At 69.9% G+C, this 19,153-nt stretch carries 18 protein-coding genes and 1 tRNA gene; 8 read left to right on the forward strand and 11 right to left on the reverse strand.

The window, feature by feature from the left end; all coding sequences use genetic code 11:
• Nucleotides 1-9: 9 nt before the first annotated feature.
• Nucleotides 10-1,008 (reverse strand): tryptophan--tRNA ligase, encoded by a 999-nt coding sequence (gene trpS / locus BXU09_RS09955; protein ID WP_078302168.1) that lies wholly within the window; start codon nucleotides 1,006-1,008, stop codon nucleotides 10-12.
• A gap of 92 nt (nucleotides 1,009-1,100) precedes the next feature.
• Nucleotides 1,101-2,996, reverse strand: a complete 1,896-nt coding sequence (locus BXU09_RS09960) for a peptidylprolyl isomerase (protein WP_144012062.1) — start codon at nucleotides 2,994-2,996, stop codon at nucleotides 1,101-1,103.
• Nucleotides 2,997-3,036: 40 nt separating this feature from the next.
• Here BXU09_RS09960 and BXU09_RS09965 point away from each other — a divergent pair.
• Nucleotides 3,037-3,113, forward strand: a tRNA-Arg gene (locus tag BXU09_RS09965).
• Nucleotides 3,114-3,360: 247 nt separating this feature from the next.
• Nucleotides 3,361-4,362, forward strand: a complete 1,002-nt coding sequence (locus tag BXU09_RS09970; RefSeq protein WP_078302170.1) for an SIS domain-containing protein — start codon at nucleotides 3,361-3,363, stop codon at nucleotides 4,360-4,362.
• Nucleotides 4,363-4,451: 89 nt separating this feature from the next.
• Here BXU09_RS09970 and BXU09_RS09975 read toward each other — a convergent pair whose 3' ends face one another.
• Complete coding sequence (locus BXU09_RS09975; protein ID WP_078302172.1) at nucleotides 4,452-5,414, reverse strand: homoserine dehydrogenase; 963 nt, start codon at nucleotides 5,412-5,414, stop codon at nucleotides 4,452-4,454.
• A 241-nt stretch (nucleotides 5,415-5,655) separates the two neighbouring features.
• On the opposite strand from BXU09_RS09975, the gene prfA reads away from it, so the two are divergent.
• Nucleotides 5,656-6,756, forward strand: coding sequence for a peptide chain release factor 1 (prfA, locus tag BXU09_RS09980; RefSeq protein WP_078302174.1), 1,101 nt, complete (start codon nucleotides 5,656-5,658; stop codon nucleotides 6,754-6,756).
• Nucleotides 6,743-7,237 (forward strand): NUDIX hydrolase, encoded by a 495-nt coding sequence (locus BXU09_RS09985; RefSeq protein ID WP_055363972.1) that lies wholly within the window; start codon nucleotides 6,743-6,745, stop codon nucleotides 7,235-7,237. The genes prfA and BXU09_RS09985 overlap by 14 nt, the downstream gene beginning before the upstream one ends.
• A 226-nt stretch (nucleotides 7,238-7,463) precedes the next feature.
• On the opposite strand, the gene greA is transcribed toward BXU09_RS09985, so the two are convergent.
• Nucleotides 7,464-7,931 (reverse strand): transcription elongation factor GreA, encoded by a 468-nt coding sequence (greA, locus tag BXU09_RS09990; protein WP_055363971.1) that lies wholly within the window; start codon nucleotides 7,929-7,931, stop codon nucleotides 7,464-7,466.
• Nucleotides 7,932-8,082: 151 nt separating this feature from the next.
• Between greA and BXU09_RS09995 the strand changes: the two genes are divergently transcribed.
• Nucleotides 8,083-8,409 carry a hypothetical protein gene (locus BXU09_RS09995; protein WP_078302176.1) on the forward strand — a complete coding sequence of 109 codons (327 nt, stop codon included), beginning with the start codon at nucleotides 8,083-8,085 and terminating at the stop codon, nucleotides 8,407-8,409.
• Between the two features lie 57 nt (nucleotides 8,410-8,466).
• Here the strand turns inward: BXU09_RS09995 and BXU09_RS10000 are convergent, their stop codons facing one another.
• From BXU09_RS10000 to BXU09_RS10010, 3 genes are all read right to left on the reverse strand, one after another.
• Complete coding sequence (locus BXU09_RS10000; protein ID WP_078302178.1) at nucleotides 8,467-9,561, reverse strand: phosphohydrolase; 1,095 nt, start codon at nucleotides 9,559-9,561, stop codon at nucleotides 8,467-8,469.
• Nucleotides 9,554-10,351: an enoyl-CoA hydratase-related protein gene (locus BXU09_RS10005; RefSeq protein WP_078302180.1), complete on the reverse strand. Its 798-nt coding sequence runs from the start codon at nucleotides 10,349-10,351 to the stop codon at nucleotides 9,554-9,556. The genes BXU09_RS10000 and BXU09_RS10005 overlap by 8 nt, the downstream gene beginning before the upstream one ends.
• 153 nt (nucleotides 10,352-10,504) lie before the next feature.
• Nucleotides 10,505-11,230, reverse strand: coding sequence for a purine-nucleoside phosphorylase (locus BXU09_RS10010; RefSeq protein ID WP_078302182.1), 726 nt, complete (start codon nucleotides 11,228-11,230; stop codon nucleotides 10,505-10,507).
• Between the two features lie 379 nt (nucleotides 11,231-11,609).
• Between BXU09_RS10010 and BXU09_RS10015 the strand changes: the two genes are divergently transcribed.
• From BXU09_RS10015 to BXU09_RS10025, 3 genes are all read left to right on the forward strand, one after another.
• A complete protein-coding gene (locus BXU09_RS10015) occupies nucleotides 11,610-12,785 on the forward strand; it encodes an S-layer homology domain-containing protein (RefSeq protein WP_078302184.1) in 1,176 nt (391 codons plus the stop codon).
• Nucleotides 12,786-12,933: 148 nt separating this feature from the next.
• Nucleotides 12,934-13,275, forward strand: coding sequence for a lipopolysaccharide assembly protein LapA domain-containing protein (locus BXU09_RS10020; RefSeq protein WP_078302185.1), 342 nt, complete (start codon nucleotides 12,934-12,936; stop codon nucleotides 13,273-13,275).
• A 71-nt stretch (nucleotides 13,276-13,346) separates the two neighbouring features.
• Nucleotides 13,347-15,380: a DHH family phosphoesterase gene (locus BXU09_RS10025; RefSeq protein WP_078304929.1), complete on the forward strand. Its 2,034-nt coding sequence runs from the start codon at nucleotides 13,347-13,349 to the stop codon at nucleotides 15,378-15,380.
• Nucleotides 15,381-15,595: 215 nt separating this feature from the next.
• Here the strand turns inward: BXU09_RS10025 and BXU09_RS10030 are convergent, their stop codons facing one another.
• The 4 genes from BXU09_RS10030 to hemL form a co-directional block, all read right to left on the reverse strand.
• On the reverse strand, nucleotides 15,596-16,051 hold the full coding sequence (locus BXU09_RS10030; RefSeq protein ID WP_055363967.1) for a TerB family tellurite resistance protein: 456 nt from the start codon (nucleotides 16,049-16,051) through the stop codon (nucleotides 15,596-15,598).
• A gap of 111 nt (nucleotides 16,052-16,162) precedes the next feature.
• Nucleotides 16,163-17,224 (reverse strand): NAD(P)-binding protein, encoded by a 1,062-nt coding sequence (locus BXU09_RS10035; RefSeq protein WP_078302187.1) that lies wholly within the window; start codon nucleotides 17,222-17,224, stop codon nucleotides 16,163-16,165.
• A 133-nt stretch (nucleotides 17,225-17,357) separates the two neighbouring features.
• Entirely contained in the window at nucleotides 17,358-17,786 is a 429-nt protein-coding gene (locus BXU09_RS10040) for a CoA-binding protein (protein WP_055362402.1), read from the reverse strand.
• Complete coding sequence (hemL, locus tag BXU09_RS10045; RefSeq protein ID WP_144012063.1) at nucleotides 17,783-19,150, reverse strand: glutamate-1-semialdehyde 2,1-aminomutase; 1,368 nt, start codon at nucleotides 19,148-19,150, stop codon at nucleotides 17,783-17,785. Before hemL ends, BXU09_RS10040 begins: the two co-directional genes overlap by 4 nt.
• Nucleotides 19,151-19,153: the final 3 nt, after the last annotated feature.

Here is a 19,153-nt window from a genome sequence, read left to right on the forward strand (position 1 = left end):
GGACAGGGCTCAGAGTTTCAGGAACCCGACCTTCTCGCGCACTTCCTCCATGATCGGCTGCGCGGTGGCGCGGGCTTCCTTCGCGCCCTGCGCCAGCGCGTCACGCACGAAGTCCGGGTCGGCCTTCAGCGCCTCGGCCCGCTCGTGAATGGGGCTCAGGTGCTCGGTCATGCCGGCCAGCAGCGTCTTCTTGCAGTCGATGCAGCCGATCCCGGCCGTGCGGCACCCGGCGTCCACGGTCTGCAACGTATCCAGGTCGCTGAACAGCTTGTGGTAATCGAAGATCAGGCACACGTCCGGGTTGCCGGGGTCGGTGCGGCGCACGCGGGCCGGGTCGGTCGGCGCGACCCGCAGCTTCTGCCAGATGGCGTCCAGCGGTTCCAGAATCCCGATGGTGCTGCCCGGCCCCTTGCTCTTGCCCATCTTGCCGTTGCCGTCCACGCCGGGAATCCGCAGGGCCTGCTTCTCGTACACGGCCTTCGGTTCCGGGAACGTCTCGCCGAACGCGTGGTTGAACTTCCGGGCGATCTCGCGCGTCAGCTCGATGTGCTGCGTCTGGTCCTCACCGACCGGCACGGTATCGGCCTTGTACAGCAGGATGTCGGCGGCCATCAGGGCCGGGTACATCAGCAGGCCCGCCGGAATGCTCTCCAGCTGCTCGGACTTGTCCTTGTACTGCGTCATGCGTTCCAGCTCACCGACCGGCGTCAGGGTCGTGAAGATCCACGCGAGTTCCTGATGCTCGGGCACATGCGACTGCACGAAGAACGTCACCCGGCTCGGGTCGAGGCCCACGGCGAAGTTCGCGAGCGCCATCTCGAAGGTCCGCTGCGCCAGCAGCCTGGGGTCGAACGACGCGGGGTTCGTGATGGCATGCAGGTCCACCACGCAGTAGATGGAGTTCTTCCCGAACTCCTCACCCAGCCGCACGTAATTACGCATGGCCCCGAAGTAATTCCCGATGTGAGGCTCGCCGGTCGGCTGGATTCCTGAAAAGACACGCGGCATAACCCCGTGATTCTAGCGGGCGGCGCCCACAAAAAGCAGGCGGCATGAAAAAACCCCGCACAGGGCGGGGCTTTCTCCGGGTACAGTCCGTATTACTGGTCGGCGGGCGGCGCGGCCGGGGTTTCGCCTTCGGCGGCCGGGGCGTCGCCGTCGGCAGGAGCGGCGCTGTCCTTCCCGCTGCTGTCCTCGGCGGCCGGGGTCTTGGGCGTCTGCGCGTCCACGCGCTTCTGCTGCGCGGCCAGCACGGCTTCCAGGTTGTTCTTGGCTTTCAGGCTGGCCACCTGGGCGTCCAGGAACTTCTGGCCTTCCTCGCTCTTCTTCTGGGCCAGGACCTGCGTCTCGATCTGGTCGCGCACGGCGCTCAGCGGCTGGGTCGCAGCGGGTTTCAGGTCGGTCACGAACGCCACCGAGTACCGCTCCCCGACCTTCACGGGGTCGGTCAGGCTGCCTTCACCCGCGTCACGCAGGCTGCGGGCCTCGAACACGGCGGCGTTCAGTTCCTCGCCGAGTTTGCCGTCGCCGGCCGTGACGCTGCCGCGCTCGCTGACCGTGCCGCCCGCCTTGCCGGCCGCCGCCGCGAAGTCCGCCCTGCCGTCGTAGCTGTTGCGGAACGCTAGGGCCGCCGCCTGGGTCTTGAAGCTCGCCTCGAGAACCGTGCCGCTGGCGGGCGTCTGGAACTGCTCGCGGTTCTCGGTGTAGAAGCTGCTGATGTCGGCGTCCGTGACCTTCACGTTCCGCGCGCCGTACGCGGCGATCCCGGCCGTCAGTTCCTGCTGCGTGCCGGTCAGGTTCAGTTTCAGGCGCTCGATCAGGGTGGGCGCGGCGTACCCGGCGATCAGCTGCTGCGTCACCTGGGGTTTCAGGATGGAGTTCACGAGCTGCGCGGCCTGCGCGGGGTCCACCTGTTGCAGCAGCGCCGTGAACTGCTGGTTGTTCACGACCTGCTCGATCACCTTCGAGTACGGGATGTTCTTTCCGGCGACGGTCGCGACCGTCGGGTCCTCGACCTTCCAGTTCAGGTCCTTGAACTCGATCTTGGCGTCTTTTTCCAGGCCGGCCACCCAGGCTTCCACGGCGGCGTTCTTCTTCTGCTCGTTCACGGCCGTCACGAGGTCACTGCGGGCTTCCGCGAAGGGTTTCGGGGCGGGCGCGAGGTACTTCTCGACCTTCACGACATAGAACTTGCCGCCGCTCTCGATCACGTCGGTCAGGCCGCCGTCGGTCAGGGCGAACGCAGCCGTGCCCACCTCGGCGGGCAGCGCCACCTGCGCCACGGGGCGGGGCGCACCGTTCTCGATGGGGCCCAGGGCGCCGCCACGGTCGGCGAACTCGCTGCTGTTGGCCTTGGCCAGAGCGGCGAAGTCCGCGCCGCCCTGCGCCTGCTTCAGCAGCGCCTGCGCCTTGGCCTTGTCGGCCACGACGATCTGACGGGCCTGAATGCGGGCGTCCGTCTGGAATTTCTCGGTGTTCAGGTCGTAGTACGCGCGCAGTTCCGCGTCGGTCGCGGCGGGCACGCCCTTCTTGATCTCCTCGACGCGGCGCTCGATGGCGAGGCTCTGACGGACCTGCTCACGGTACGAGCTGTCGGTCAGGCCCGCACCCTGCAGCGCGTCCGTCCAGGCCTTGCTGTCGGTCAGCTGGTTGGCCTCGCGGACTTCCGTGACCTTGGCGGCCACGTCGGCGCGGCTCACGCGGATGTCCTTCACGGCGTTACGGACCAGCGTCTGCTGGATCTGCTGCGCGACCACGAAGGTCTTGAAGTCGTCGCCCAGCACGCCGGTATCGGCGCTGGCCAGGACGGGGTTGGCGCGGCGGGCCGCTTCGAGTTCCTCGACGGTGACGGTCGTGCCGTTCACGGTCAGGGCGGGCGTGCCGGTCTGCCGGTTGAACAGCTCCCCGACGTTCGGGGTGAACTGGAACGCCATGCCCGCGACGAGCAGCAGGGCCAGAACGCCCAGCATGACGTTCACGATTTTCTTCTTGTTCACTTGATCTCCTTCATGCGAAGTGCTAGGGTACGCGAGCTATGCACTCGTAGCTCAGGTGGATAGAGCGTTGGCCTCCGAAGCCAAAGGCCACTGGTTCAAGTCCAGTCGAGTGCACCATAAGATCCATGAACGCCACCCTCAGGGGTGGTGTTTTTGTTCAGGGGTCCGCCCGTCACGCGCGGGCGCCTTGGCGGGGTTGTCTGGAGTCGCACGCGCCGGATTCTAGCACGCAAGATTAAGCGGGCGTGAAGCGGGAAACAGCGTCTACGCCACTCTTTTTCGGTGCCCGTAAGACCGGGGGGCGGCGGCCCGACCGTGCCCTGCGTTCCCACCCGCCCCCGCCGCGCCCTGTACGCTGTGCCTCATGAGTGCCCCGATCAACCTCCTGACCCTGCTCGAAACGCTGCCCGGCTCGTACGCCGGCCCCGCCCGCCCCGACGAGGCTCCCTACGGCCTGGTCGGCGTGGGCGAGGGCACCCTGGCCGCCGCCATCGCCCAGACCCTGATCGCCAGCAGCCTCACGCGCGGCGGCACGCAGTTCGTGCTCGGCAGCCCCGACGCCAGCGCCCTCGCCACCGATTACGCCGACCTGGCCGTCGTGGCCGGCGCGAACGCCCGCCGCGTCGCCACCGGCGGCACCCCCGAGGAGATCGACGTGCTCGTGCCCGGCGGGCCGCTCGCCACGTACCACTTCGCGCAGTTCGTCGCGCACGCCAGCGGCCACAGCGACGAGGCCGCCGCCGCCGACGCCCTGCTGGCCGACCTCGCCGCACGCTGCGCCCCGCACGTCACCGAGAACAACCCCGCCCGCGACCTCGCCTGGAGCCTGTGGGGCCGCACGCCCCTGCTGCTCGCCGCGCCCGAAGCCGAGGCCCTCCCGCACGCGTGGCAGCACCTGCTGGCCCGCACCAGCAAGACCCTGAGCATCCCGGTCCTGGGCGACCCGCTGCCCTTCGTGACGGGCGCGTTCGAGGCGCAGCACGAGAAAGGCGACGCCAAGGTCGCGCTGATCCTCGGCGACGCCGACGACACCCTGATGCTGGCCCGCGAGATCCTCGAAAGCCGCATCGACGAGATCATCCACGTCCCGTACCCGGACGGCGCCGTCGGCTACCCCGCCGCGCTGGCCCTGTGGTACTTCGGCGCGTGGGTCGCCGCGTACCTCGCCGAACGTTACGAGCAGCAGCCCGGCGACCTGCCCGTCCTGGCCCGCGCGCAGGGCGTCATGAGCGGCGAGGACCGCGAGAACGCCCGCCTCGCCGCGCCCCGCGACGACCTGCGCCGCACCAACGTCCTGAAAGACTGGGCCGACGATCAGGACGTGGACGACGTGGAACTCGACGAGGACGACCTGGACGACGAGTAATCCGTTTGCGGGGCGCGGGAGGCGGGACGCAGTGGTTCTCCACCGCGCCCTGCCTCCCGCGTCCCGCCCCCCTCAGTGCAGGGGCCAGTTCAATGGAGAGGAACGTGTCCGGGGAAGCCGATGAGCAGGTCGAGCAGGTCGCCGACCATGGCGCTGGCGGTGACCATGCCGCCGGCGCCGCCCCCGGCGAAGATCAGGGTGCCGCATTCCTCGCCCTCGTAGACCATGGCGTTGCGGCTGGCTCCGGCGGTGCACAGCGGGTGCGTTTCCGGCAGGGATTGCGGGGCGACGCGGGCCTGCCACTCGCCGCCGACGGATTCGAGTTCCGCGACGAGTTTGATGCGTTCGCCGCGTTCGCGGGCGGCCTGGATGTCGTCCTGCGTGATGTGCTCGATGCCCTGCACCTGCACGCGGTCGTAGCGGAAGTTCCCGTCGGCGCAGAAGCGGGCCAGGACCGTGAGTTTGTGCGCGGTGTCGAACCCGCCGACGTCCAGGGTGGGCGGGTCCTCGGCGTACCCGAGCGCCTGGGCCTCGGCGAGGGCCTGCGCGTAGTCGCGGCCCTGTTCCATCTGCGTCAGGATGTACAGGCAGGTGCCGTTCAGCACGGCCTGAAGGCGCGTGAAGGTGCTGGCGCGCAGCACGGTGCTCATGGGGCCGATGACGGGCGTGCCGGCCATCACGGACGCCTCGTAGTACAGTTTGCCGTTCAGGGCGTAGTCGCGCAGTTCGTCCCAGCATTCGGCCAGCAGCGCCTTGTTCGCCGTGATGACGGGCCGCCCGGAGCGCAGGTAGGGGCGCAACATGGTCATGGGGAGCTGCACGCCGCCCATCGCCTCGATCACGACCTCGCACTCCTGCAGGAAGGCGGGGTCGGTGGTCAGGGGCGTGCCGGCCGGAATGCGACGCTCGCGGGCCGTGTCGCGCACCAGGACGCCCACGACCTCGATCTTCACGCCCAGGTCCGCGAAGATCGCCCCGCGACGTTCGATCAGGTTCAGGACGTCCTGGCCCACGGTGCCACAGCCGAGCATGCCCACAGTCACGGTTCTCATGCGCCCGACTGTAGCGCCCGGCCCCCGGCGTCCGGGCGGGCCGGGATAGGTGTGGGCAGTGGGGGATGCGCGCGCCGGTTCCATTGAACGTGAAGCCTTTCATTTGAAACGCCCAAGGGCCTCGGCCTTCCGTATCAGTGGCTCAGAGGGCGGGACGCTAGACTGCGTGCATGTTTCCCGTGTCCATCTTCCGTCCGCTCCGTCTGTGCCCTCCCTGGGCCGGGCGTCAGGTCCGGTCCACATGAGTGCCCGCCTGACCGAACTGACCGCCGAATTCGGCATGGTCGAGCGCGCCCTGGGCGACCCGGCCGCGCTGGCCGACTCCCGCGAGTACGCCCGCCTGACCCGCCGTCACCGCGAACTGCTCCCGCTGGTCACGCTGCTGCGTGAACGCGACAGCGTGCAGGCCGACCTGGACGGCGCGCGCGAACTGCTGAGCGACCCGGACATGCGTGAACTGGCCGCCAGCGAGATCCCGCCCCTGGAAGCCCGCCTGAAGGACATCGAGGCCGAACTGGTGGTCCTGCTGCTGCCCACCGACCCGGACGACGCCAAGGACGTGATCCTGGAACTGCGCGCCGGGGCGGGCGGGGCCGAGGCGGGCCTGTTCGTGATGGACCTGCTGCGCATGTACACCCGCTACGTGGAGGGCGCGGGCCTGCGCCTGAACGTTCTGGACGCCAACGAGAGCGACCTGGGCGGCGCCAGCCGGGTCGTGGCGGAGGTCACGGGGGACGGCGCGTTCCGGGCGTTGCGCTGGGAGCGCGGCGTTCACCGCGTGCAGCGCGTGCCTGCCACCGAGAGCCAGGGCCGCATCCACACGAGTACCGTCACGGTCGCCGTGCTGCCCGAGGCGGACACGGCCGAGGTGCAGCTGGACCTGTCCGAGGTGCGAATCGACGTGTTCCGCTCGCAGGGTGCGGGCGGGCAGGGCGTGAACACCACCGACTCGGCCGTGCGCGCCGTGTACCGCGCCGGCACGCCCGACGAGATCATGGTCGTGTGCCAGGACGGCCGCTCGCAGATCAAGAACCGCGAGAAGGCGCTGGTGGTCCTCGCGTCGCGCCTCGCCGAGCGGGAACGGGCCGCCCGCGAGGAACGCGAACGCTCGCAGCGGGCCGCGCAGGTCGGCAGTGGCGACCGCAGCGAGAAGATCCGCACGTACAACTACCCGCAGAACCGCGTGACCGACCACCGCCTCGAAGGCGAGGGCAAGAACCACCCGCTCGACAGCGTGATCGCCGGGAACCTCGCGCCGGTCGTGGCGGCCCTGGCGCGCGCGCAGCGGGAACTGCAACTCATGGACATGCAGGGCCAGGAGGGACAGCATGGCGCGGCGTGACCTGCTGGTCGCCGCCGGCATCCTGCGTGACCGCCTGGGGCGGGTGCTGCTCGTCGGGAACGACTGGCAGGGCCACGGCCGGGTGCGCCACACCCTGCCCGGCGGGGTCGTGGAGCCCGGCGAGACGCTCCCGGAAGCGCTGTACCGCGAGATCTTCGAGGAAACCGGCCTGAAACTCACGGGCATCAAGCACATGGCCTACACGGTGCACATCGAGGACGAGCGCCGGGGCGAGCGCGCCATCGCCGTGGCGTTCGAGGCCACCTGGGACGGACTGCTGAACCCTGCCGACCCGGACGGCTTCATCGTCGAGGCGCGCTTCTGCACCCTGGAGGAGGCGCTCGACCTGATCGAATCCCCGCCCATGCGGGAGCCCCTGAGTGATTTCCTGAAGACAGGGGAGCCCGGACGGTTCTACGCGTTCAAGGGCTGGGACGGGCGGGGAGGACTGCGCATACCGGCGCTGAAACCCCGCCCCTGATGTTTGGCGCATGAGAACGCCCCGGCCGTCAGGGGGCCGGGGCGTTCCCGTGCGCCGGGTGTCCGGGGTCATACGGACTGCCGTTTGTTTCGTCGGCAATCCGGAACTTCACCGGATTGCCGGCTCCACGTCCGGAACCCGTTTTGCTCCCACTCTGCGGAGCAGCTCTACGAGTCGCTTCGCTCGGATTGAATGGGCTGCAAAGCCAGTTCAATCGGAGTCCGTATCAGTAGTCGACAGCCAGGATCTCGAACTCGGCGTTGCCCTTGGGCAGCTGCACCGTGACCTTCTCACCGGCCCGGCGGCCGGCCAGGGCCTTGCCGATGGGGCTGGCGTCGCTGATCTTGCCCTTGAGCACGTCGACCTCGTAGGTGCCGACCAGTTCGAAGCGGTGCTCCTTGCCCTTGGCGTCTTTCACGGTGACTTTGGCGCCCAGGCCGGCGCCGCCGCTGCTGTCTTCCTCGATGATCACCGAGCGCTCCAGCTGGCTTTCCAGTTCCGAGATGCGGGCCTCGTTCTCGGATTGCTGCATGCGGGCCTCGTCGTACGCGGCACTTTCCCGCAGGTCGCCGTCGGCGATGGCGCGCCCCATGTTCTCGGAGATCTCCTCACGCTTGGTGGTTTTCAGGAAGTGAAGGGTTTCGAGCAGTTTGTCATACCCGCGCTGGGTCATGGTGATGCGTTCTTTCGTCATAGACAGTCAAGTATAGAGCGTCCGGACCTGACCGTGCATGTGACGCGCGCCGCTGCCCGGCAGGCGTGGGGCGGGCACATGAGGCCGGACATGAAGAAGTCCTCGCGCCGCTCCCCACCTGCCCCCGCGCGGGGCCGGGTACGCTGCCCACATGACCCGCAAGAACGATTCCGACTACGCCCCGGAAGGGGAAGTGCGCGACGACGGCACCACCGGCGAACTGCTGCAGGACAAGATGGCGGCCGAGAGCCTGCTGCGCGGCGCGGCCGACGCCGACGGCACCAACCCCAACGACCAGCCGGGCTTCAACGACGGTGTGCTGGGCGGCCATGACTTCGAGGACCGCCAGGGCACCCCGAACAACGACGGTGACAGCGACCTCGAGGGCCGCGCGAGCGGGGGAGAGGGCGCGCACCGCAGCGGCGGCGTGGACGGCGGCCCCGCCCGCACCACCCCACTGCCCGGCACCCAGAAGTAACCACCCCTTGCAGGAACGCCCCGACCAGATCACCGGCCGGGGCGCTTCTGCGTGAGGTCAGCGGCTGTCGCTGCTCAGGCCCAGGTTCTCGGCCACCGCCTGCTGCGCCTGCTTCTGCGAGTCCATGACCTCCACCTCGACCTGCTCGCCGCTTTCGAGGTCCATCACGAAGTGGTCGCCGTCCAGCCGGACCCGCGAGAGGATCTGCTCGTCGCCCTGCGGGCGGGTCGTGGCGCGCAGTTCCACGAACCGGCGCAGCGGCGTGCGGATGACCTTGGGGGCCAGGATCTCCTCGACCTGAAAGATGCCGCCCGAGTTGTTCATGGTCACGCTGATCAGCACCGGCTTGTCGCGGCCCCGCTCGATGACGACCTGATCCACGGCCAGCGCGCTGATCGAGTGGATGTCCACGCTGCCCAGGCTGAACGCCTTGCGGCCCCGGCCCTTGGTGATGTCCGTGCCGTCCGCGACCGCCACGATGCCGCCCTCGACCGTCAGCGGGGCGGGATTCAGGTCGTGGCAGTTGATGGCGCCCAGAATGAACGACCGGACCTTGGTGCGCTTGAACGGATCCGGGTACAGCGGCCCCATGATGCGGTCCAGGATCGGCAGGGCCAGCGCCACGCCGTGCGCCTCGTGCCCCGCCCGGTGAATCTGGTTGCCGATGTCGTGCAGCATGGTTCCCAGGATCACGGTCAGGAACACGTCGTCGGGGTCGCCCACGCCGGATTCCATCAGGTCGGGTTTCACGCCGCCCTCCAGCAGCAGTTCCGTGATCGCCATGCCCGCCGCGCCGGTGATGAACGCGTGCACGCGCCCGTGGTCGTTGTACCCCAGCTTGCGCATGGTGATGTAGTTCGCCATGTCCCAGTGGGCCAGGGCCTCCGGGTCGCCGCGCAGCGCCTCGTAGGCGGCCAGCGCGCGCGGGAAGGCCTGCAGGTCCGCGCGGATCGCCTGATTGGCCTCCTCGATCAGCTTGGCGCGCGGCGTGGTGAACTCCACGACCCGCTGACCGTTCGGCGTGGTGGGTGCGGCCCCGTCGCGGCCCGCCTCGTTACGTCCGGCCACGTCGCTGACGACGCCGCTCTCGACGCTCAGCCGGAACTTCTGCGGGTTGCCCTTCCCGTCGGAGGGGCCGCCCTTCTCACTCACCCTGGAACTCCGCCGGGCGTTTGTTCAGGAAGGCGTCCACGCCCTCGCGGAAGTCCTTGGTGGCGACCGTCATGCCGAACAGGTCCGCCTCGATCTCCAGGCCGCCTTCGAGGGTGGTGTCCATGCCGCGCCGCACGGCTTCCTTGACCAGCGACACGGCAATCGGAGCGTTTTTCAGCATGGCCTCAGCGACCTCGCGGGCCTTGGTCAGGGCGTTGTCGGCCACGTAGTTCACGAGACCCATGGCGAGCGCCTCGTCGGCCTTGACCTGCCGGGCCGTGAGGATCAGGTCCAGGGCGCGGCCCGTGCCGATCAGGCGCGGCAGGCGCTGCGTTCCCCCGAAACCGGGAATCAGGCCCAGACCCGTTTCCGGCAGGCCCAGGCGGGCGCCCGTGGAGGCCACGCGCACGTCGCAGGCCAGCGCCAGTTCCAGCCCGCCGCCCAGCGCGTACCCGTTGATGGCCGCGATCACGGGAATGGGCAGGCTGCTGATCTGATGCATGACGTCCTGCCCGGCCAGCGCCAGTTCACGGCCGTCGTACACGCCCTCCAGGTCACCGAACTCGCTGATGTCCGCGCCCGCCACGAAGGCCTTCTCGCCGCTGCCCGTGATGATCAGCGCGCCCACCTCGGCGTCCTCGATGATCATGTTCACGGCCTGCGCGATCTCCGAGAGGGTATCGGCGTTCAGGGCGTTCAGCGCGCGGGGGCGGTTGATGGTCAGCACGGCGATGGGGCCATGCTGGTCGATCTGCACGTTGTCGAATTCCAGTTCGTCGAGTTGAGTCATGGGTTTATCCTGCCACAGCCCGCGCCGCCACAGCCCACGCTGCTGGCCATGTCGCGCGCCCGTCACTGCCCGCGCCCGGCCCCCGCCTGTCCGGGAATGGCGGAGGGCCACGGCGCAGAACATCGCCGTGGCCCTCCGGGTTGCGTTCTGGCGTTACCTGGCGTCGTTCGCGGCGAGCGTCACGATGGCGCCCAGCGCCACGCGCACCATGCGGTCCACCCCGGCCGCCAGCACCTCGTCAGGCACCAGTTGCGGATCGCCGATGTCGTTGCTGCACGCGGTCAGGCACGCGGCGCGCAGGCCGCGCTGCGCGGCGATCAGGAAGATGGCGCTGGCTTCCATCTCGAAGCCCAGCACGCCCCGTCCCGCCCACAGGCGCGCGTGTTCGGGCGTGCTGGCGTAGAAGGCGTCCTCGGTCATGACCAGTCCCACATGGTGCGGGGCGTTCTGCTCGCGGGCGGCCTTCACGCTGGCCTCCACGACCTCGAAGCTGGCGGCCGGGGCGTACGGCGCGCCACCCAGCATCTGGCGGGTGGTGCCGTCGTTGGGTACGGCGGCCGTGGCGATCACGAGGTCGCCGGGTGCGACGCTGGGGGTCGCGCCGCCCAGGGTGCCCACGCGGATCAGGGTGGTGGCGCCCAGCCGCGCGAGTTCCTCGGTCACGATGGCGGCGCTGGGGCAGCCCATCCCGGTGGTCTGCACGCTGACCGGGACGCCCTGGTACGTCCCGGTGAAGCCCAGCAGCTGGCGGTGGCTGGTGTACTCGCGGGCATTTTCCAGGTAGGTCTGCGCGATGTGCCGCGCGCGGTTGGGGTCGCCCGGAAGCAGCACGTAGGGGGCGACGTCTCCGGGCTGGGCGCGAACGTGAATCTGACTCATGCGCGGAGTATAAGGGGCCGCCTGTCGCGCGTCGCGGGGCGGAGGCTCGCCGGCGCAGGCCCCGTCGGCTGGAAAGGCCATGAGAGTTCCCTCATGAGGAGGCTGCATTGGCATTCCGACAGGCTTCTCATGTGGATGCCGATACTGCCGTCACCTGCGCCCAAAGTCTCTCTCACCATAAATGACCACTCTGTCATCACGGGCTCACAAAAGAGTCGAATCAACGAATCGACACGGAAACCGCACCTGACCGCAAGGGCAACCGTACATAAATTCACAAATCACTCACGGCTGGTGCCTACGGTGACAGTAGGAAAGCGGAGAAAGTCACGGGGTCCCGGCCCTTCTTCCCGCAGCCGAACGAACCAAGGAGAACATCATGCGCAAATCACTGATCATCGCGTCCACCCTGGCCCTGAGCCTCGGCGCTGCCAGCGCCCAGACCGCCACCACCACCGCCGCCCCCGCACAGGTCACCCTGAGTGACGTGCCCGCCGGCCACTGGGCCAAGGACGCCGTGGACCGGATCGTTCAGTGCGGCCTGATCCAGGGTTACCCCGACGGCACCTACCGCGGCAACCAGAACCTGACCCGCTACGAAGCTGCCCTGATCTTCTACCGCGCCCTCCAGACCGGCGCGCTCAGCAACTGCGGCCTGAGCCAGGAAGACATGACGGCCGTCGCCAACGGCATGCAGGAAGTCAGCACCGAACTGGCCGCCATCGCCAGCCGCGTGACCGACCTCGAGAAACTCACCGCCGACCAGCAGGCCCGCATCGACGCCCTGGAAGCCAAGATCGAAGGCATGGGCGCCGGCGCTGCCAGCACCGACACCGCTGCCATGACCGCCCGCATCGACGCGCTCGAAGCGGCCATCCGCAACATCCCCGCCGGTCCCCAGGGTCCGGCCGGTCCCGCTGGCCCTGCCGGCCCCGTCGGCCCCCAGGGCCCTGCCGGCCCCGCCGGGACGAGCGCCAGCGGCACCGTGACCACCACCCCCAGCACGCCCGCGACCGGTACTGTGGTGATCGGGGACACCGCTCCTGCCACCAGCATGGCCCAGCGTGACCTGTACGTCGGCATCAACGGCGGCGTGAAGGGTGCCGCCACCGGCTCCGAGTGCCGCAGCGTGGACGGCAAGAACACGGCGGTCGGCTATTGCTTCAGCGGCGGCGCCGTGATCGGCAAGAGCAACGTGATCGGCCCGGTCGGCGTGCGCGTCGCCGGCGACTACCAGCCCGGCTACAACGCCATCAGCGGCGACGTCAGTGCCACCTACGACATCAGCACCGGCAGCAACCTGACCCCCTACGTGGGCGCCGGTCTGGGCCTCACCAGCAGCCAGAAGCGTAACGACACCACCAAGAACGAGTCCGACGTGTACGTCAACGCCGTGCTGGGTGCCGACTACCGCATCACCGACAGCATCTCCGCCTACGTCGAAGGCGGCGGCAAGTACTACCTGAGCAACAAGGGCTACGGCACCGGCCTGGCCACCGCCGACAAGAGCGGCTTCAACCTCGGCGCGAAAGCCGGCGTGAAGTTCTTCTTCTGAACCTGAGCACTCCCGCGATCTGATCACCGGATCGCAGGCAGCAGGAGCGGCTCCCACCACGGGGGCCGCCCCTGTCGTATTCCCCGCAGCCTGATGGAAGCGCCCCAGCTTCCTTTCGCGCTGCTGGCCGCGCGGTAGACTGACGGTCATGCGCCTCGTCTCCTTCCTTCAGGTGCTGTTACTGCTCGGCATCGCCGCCTACCTGGCGCTGTTCGCGCTGGAAAATCCCGCTCTGGTGCGTCTGCCCCTGCCGTTCGGCCGGGGTGAACTGACCGTCTCGGTCGGCGTGAGCGTCAGCCTGTTCCTGCTGCTGGGCGCGACCTTCATGGCGCTGCTGCTGCTGCCCGGCCTGTGGCGCGAACGCCAGCGCCGTCACCGTGAGGCCCGTGAACGCCGCGCGGCGGAGGACCGCCTGACCGCCACCCTTCAGGCCCGCCTGGGCGCCATGCTGCCCCTGACCTCCGAACCGGCCGAACAGGAGCCCGCGTGACCCGCCGCGCCGCGCCGCCCACCGAGTGGCTGCTGGCCCCGCCCGCCAGCCGTGAGCAACTGCTGGACACCATGCGCCGCTGGCGGGTGTCCCCTCCGCTGGCGCAGGTCCTGAGCGGGCGTGGGCTGAGCGCCGCGCTGCTGGACCCACCCCTGACCCTGACGCCCAACCCGGCCCTGCGGGAAGCGGCCGCCCGGATCGTGCAGGCCATCCGCGAACGCAAACGCATCCGCATCCACGGGGATTACGACGCGGACGGCGTGAGCGCCACCGCCACCCTGGTCCTGGGCCTGCGCGACCTGGACGCCGACGTGCACGGCTTCATCCCGCACCGCCTGAACGAGGGGTACGGCGTCCACCCGGATCGCGTGCCGGAACACGCCGCCGCCTGCGACCTGCTCGTGACGGTGGACTGCGGCGTGACCAACCACGACGAGGTGCGCGCCCTGCTGGACCACGGCACGCAGGTCATCGTGACCGACCACCACGCGCCCGGCGACGAATTCCCGGACGCGCTGGTCGTCCACCCGAGCCTGACCACCGACTTCGACCACGACCTGCACAACCTGACCGGTGCGGGCGTCGCGTACCACCTGCTGTGGGCCGTGAACGACCTGCTGGGGCTACCGGAACCCCGCCCCTACGCGGCCCTGGCGACCCTGGGCACCGTGGCCGACGTGGCCCCCCTGATCGGCGAGAACCGCGCTCTGGTCCGCGCCGGACTGGACGCCCTGGCCGACACCGAACTGCCGGGCCTGCGCGCCCTGCTGGACGCCGGACGGGTCCGCCGACCCACCGCGCGGGACGTGGCGTTTATCCTCGCGCCTCGCATCAACGCCGCCGGGCGCATGGGCGAGGCTGATGTGGCCCTGGACCTGCTCACGCAGCGCAGCCCGCACGAGGCCGCCCGCCTCGCCGAGTACCTGGAAATCCGCAACCTGGAACGCCGCAAGTTGCAGGACGACATGTTCGCGCAGGCATTGAGCATCGCGGACCCCGCCGACCCGGCGCTGGTCGTCACGCACCCCGACTGGCACGCCGGGGTGATGGGCATCGTGGCCAGCAAACTGCTCGAGACGTACCACAAACCCGTGTACATCATCGCGCAGGGCAAGGGCTCGGTCCGCAGCACGCCTGGCATCAGCGCCGTGCAGGGCCTTCGTTTCAGTCACGACCTGCTCAAACGTTACGGCGGGCACCCCGGCGCCGCCGGGTTCTCCATCGACCCCGCCAACATCGGCGCGTTCCGGGACCGCATTCACGAGTACGCCCGGCAGTTCCCCGCGCCGCACCCCCGCGTGCGCCTGGACGCCCCGCTGCCCGGCCTGGGCGCCTCGCTGGACCTGCTGGCCGAGGCCGCCACCTTCGAACCGTTCGGCGAGGGCCACCCGCTGCCGCTGTGGCACCTGCGCGACACCCTGAGCGACACCCGACTGGTCGGCAAGAAAGGCAACAGCCTGCAGTTCAAGGTGGCGGGCCTGCGCGGCATCAAATTCGACGAGACCGACGACACCGGCGGCGAACGCGACCTCGCCGCGCAACTGGTCAGCAGCGAGTGGCGCGGCCAGACCCGCCTGGAATTCCACGGTCAGGCGCTGCGCGCCCCCGCCACCCTGCGCCTGGACGCGCCGCCCGCCCCGCAGCCCTACCCGCGCCTGAACCCGAAAGCCGCCATGGACCACCTGCGCGCCGGAGCGGCCGCGCACGCCACCGGCCCCATCGCCGCGTACCTGCGTGACAACGTGCCGGGCCTCACCCTGACCGGCCCGGGCGACGCGCACCCCGGCGGCGAACTGATCCTGTACGCCCTGCCGCCCGAGGACGACCTGCGCCGCTGGGCCAGCGAGGGCCGCGTGTCGTTCGCGTTCGGCCCCCGGACCCTCGCGGATCTGGAAGGCAGCCTGACCCGCCACCACCTGGGCACCCCGCCCACCAACCCCCTGCTGGGCGCCGAGGACAGCCTGGAGGGCGCCGCCGACGCCTACCGCCGCTGGCAGTGGGCGCACCACTGGCGCACCCTGGACGATGAGGGCTGGAGCGCCAGCGTGCACGCCATGCTGGGCCTGCCAGCCGTGCCGGAACGCGAAGCGGTCAGCGCCGACTGATAAAGCCTCCGATTGAATGGCTGTCAAAGCCGTTCAATCCGAGCGGACGCGACTCGTAGAGCTGCTCCGCAGAGTGGGAGCAAAACGGGTTCCGGACGTGGAGTTGGCAATCCGGTGAGGTTCCGGATTGTCAGCGAAACAAACGGAATCCGTTTGAACGTCACAGGAAGGGGGAACGCGCCTGCATAACGGCGCGTCCCCACTTCCGGCTGTGGTTACAGTCCGAATTCGCCGGGTTGCAGTTTCAGCGCGTGGATGATGTCGCGCGCCATCTTCTGCTCGCTCTCGTCGAAGTTGCCGTCGGCGGTGGCGATCAGCAGGGCCACCTGGGCGACCGTGCGGGCCTCCACGGCGTCCTTGGCGACCTTCCCGACCGCCTGAAGCAGGTTGATCTTCCCGAAGTCCGGGTCGCGGGTCATGGTGTCGCAGTGCGCGTCGTACTTGGCGGCCAGCACGCTCACGTCGAAGGCCTTGAGCTTGTCGGAACTCATGATGAACGCGGCCGTCTTGCGCCGCTCCTCGGGGTCGATGCGGCCGTCGGCGGCGCTGATCAGGGCGCTGGCGGCCATGGCGGCGTCCGCGAACTTGGCGTTGTTGTACTGCCCCCACCCTTTCTGGGCGGCGTCGAGGCCCTGCTGGGCGCGGTCTTTCAGGTTCTTCAGGAATCCCATGGTGTGCTCCTTTCCCGGCGTGCGCCGGGAGGTCCTACCCAGGGGCATCCTAGGGCGCGGACCACTGAGATGCGTGCGAGGTTACGCGTCCTGTCCCACGGACCCCAGTGGTCAGTCCGTACCGGTCACGCGGCGGGCCAGTGCCCACCCGCTGAGCAGCGCACTCTCCACGCGCGGGCCGTGCGGGTCGGGCGTGAACCAGTCGCCGCACCAGCCCAGGCCCAGGGCGGCGTCCCAGTGGCAGGGGCCGGGGGCGGTGACGGCGGGGATGGAGTACCGCCAGCGGTGCGCGAAGGCCTGCGCGACGTCCAGCGGGCCGAGGATGTCCTGCGCGGCGACCAGCAGGTCCGGCAGCACCTGTTCGGGCGTGCGTTCCAGGTTCGCGCGGCTCCACGCGGGCGTGGCGTGCAGCGTCAGCGCGGGGGGCGCGCCGTCCGGGCGTTTGGTGTGCTCGCGCGCGATCCATTCCAGGACCGGGTGTTCGGGCCGCAGGGCGCGCCAGTGGGCGGGCACATCGTGGCGCAGGATCACGCCGGCCGCCCAGCAGGGGTCGTACGTGACCGGTCCGGCCTGCCACGCTGCTCCCTCAGAATCGTGGCCGTGCAGGACGGCCGGGACGGCGTCGGGGCTGCCGGGGTCCAGGGTGCCCAGCAGCGCCAGGAGTTGCGGGGCCGGGACGTTCAGGATCAGCCTCGCCCCGTCCCAGGACTGCCCCTCGCGCGAGTGCACGCGCCAGCCGCCCTGAGCGGCATCCAGGCGGCTCAGGCTGGTGACGGTCACGCCGGTGCTCACGTCCAGGCCGCGTGCCAGGGTGCGGCCCAGGGCGCTCATGCCTGCCGGGGGGGCGTAGCGGGGGTGCCCGTCGTCGGGCGGGGTGACCTGCCCGGCCTGCCAGCGGGCCACGCCGCGCGTCCACACGGCGTTCCAGCCGTCCCGCACGCCGCTTTCTGCCAGGGTGCGGGCGCGGTCGCTGCGGGCCGTGAAGAAGCGCGCCCCGTGATCCAGGCGGACCTCCGGCCCGTCCGGGAGGGTCACGCGGCGGGTGGCGGCCCGGCCGGACACGCCGCGCGCCTTGTCCAGCAGGGCCACACGCAGACCGGCGCGGGCGGCGTCCTGCGCGAACGCCAGTCCGCCCAGGCCCGCGCCGACCACCAGCACGTCTGCGCGGGTCATACGGACTCCGATTGAAGGAGCTGCAAAGCCCCTTCAATCCGAGCGGATGCGAGGAGGAGAAAAACGGGTTCCGGCCGTGGAGCTGGCCATCCGGTGAAGTTCCGGATGGTCGGCGAAACAGACGGAATCCGTATCACAGCAGCGCGCGGTGATCCGCGAGCAGGCAGCGGTCCTGCACCACGTCGATGCCGTGACCGCTCAGCTCGGCGGCCACGGCGTCGTCGCGGATGCCCAGCTGCATCCACACGACCTTCGGGGGCGGCGTCATGGCCAGGATGTCCGGCACATGCAGCCTCACCTTGTCGCTGCGGCGGAAGATGTCCACGATGTCCACCGGCACCCCGATCTCGGCCAGCGTGGACACCGCGCGGTGCCCGAAGTAACTCTCGCCGCGCGCGGCCAGCGCCGGGTTCACGGGAATGATGGTGTACCCCTGGCGGTGCATGTACTCCGGGACGTAGTACGCGGGTTTCACGCTGTCATGGTGAAAGCCGACCACCGCGATGACCTTGTGGGTGCTCAGGACGTTCACGATCTGCGCCGTCTGCGTCAGGAGGGTCATGCGCCGGCCCCCATGTTCTGCGCTCCCAGGTCAAGGTACGCGGCCTGCGCGGCCTCCAGCGTGGCGTTCAGTTCGGTGTCGCCGTGCGCGCCGCTCACGAAGATGCTCTCGAACTGGCTGGGCGCCCAGTACACGCCGCGCGCCAGCATCCCCTGGAACCAGCCCGCGAAGGCGGTCGTGTCGCTGCGGGCCGCGTCGGTGTACGTGCGTACGCTGCCGTCCGGCACGTCCTGATGGAACGCCGTGAGCATGCTGCCCACCCGGTTCACGCTGACCGGCACGCCCGCCGCCTGCGCCGCCGCCTTCAGGCCCGAGGCCAGCTGCGCCGTGTACGCGTCCAGCCGCGCGTACAGGTCCGGGGTGTTCTCCAGGGCCGTCAGGGTCGCCAGGCCCGCCGCCATCGCCAGTGGGTTCCCGCTGAGCGTGCCCGCCTGGTACACCGGTCCCTGCGGCGACACGAAATCCATCACGTCGGCCCGGCCGCCATAAGCGCCGACCGGCAGGCCCCCGCCGATGATCTTGCCCCAGCAGATCAGGTCCGGTTGCAGGCCCAGCAGCCCGGTCGCGCCGCGCAGCGACAGGCGGAACCCGGTCATGACCTCATCGGCGATCAGCAGTGTGCCGTGCTCCCTGACGCGGTGCAGCGCCGCCAGGAATTCCGGCGTGGGCACCAGCACCCCGGCGTTCCCCACGACCGGCTCGAAGATCACGGCCGCCAGCTCGTGCCCCCGCTCGGCCATCAGGGCGTCGAGCGCCTGCGGGTCGTTGTACTCGCTGACCAGCGTCAGGCGCGCGTACTCCTCGGGCACGCCCGCGCTGCTGGGGGCCGCCGCGCCCAGGTGCCCCTCGTTCGTCATCAGGCCGCTCCCGGCCTCGACGAGCAGGCCGTCCGCGTGCCCGTGGTAGTTCCCGCGGAACTTCAGGATGAACTTGCGGCCCGTCGCGCCGCGCGCCAGCCGCAGGGCGCTCATGGTCGCCTCGGTGCCGCTGCTGACGAACCGCACGCGGTCCACGCCGGTCAGGCGCGTGACCTGCTCGGCCAGCAGCACCTCGCGTTCACCGGGCGCGCCGAAACTCGTGCCGAACTGCAGGGCGTCCGCGACCGCCTCGCGCACGGCGGGCAGGTTGTGCCCCAGGATCATCGGCCCCCACGACCCGATGTAATCCAGGTAGCGGGTGCCGTCCGCGTCCGTCAGGTACGCGCCCTGCGCGCTGGCAATAAAGCGCGGCGTGCCGCCCACGCTGCGAAAGGCCCGCACCGGGCTGTTCACCCCGCCGGGCGTGACGGCGCGCGCCCGCGCGAACAGCGCCTCGGACTGCGCGGTCGGCGCGGGCAGGACGGCAGACATAAACTCGGTCTTCATGAC

Source organism: Deinococcus sp. LM3 (assembly GCF_002017875.1).
Taxonomy (GTDB): domain Bacteria; phylum Deinococcota; class Deinococci; order Deinococcales; family Deinococcaceae; genus Deinococcus.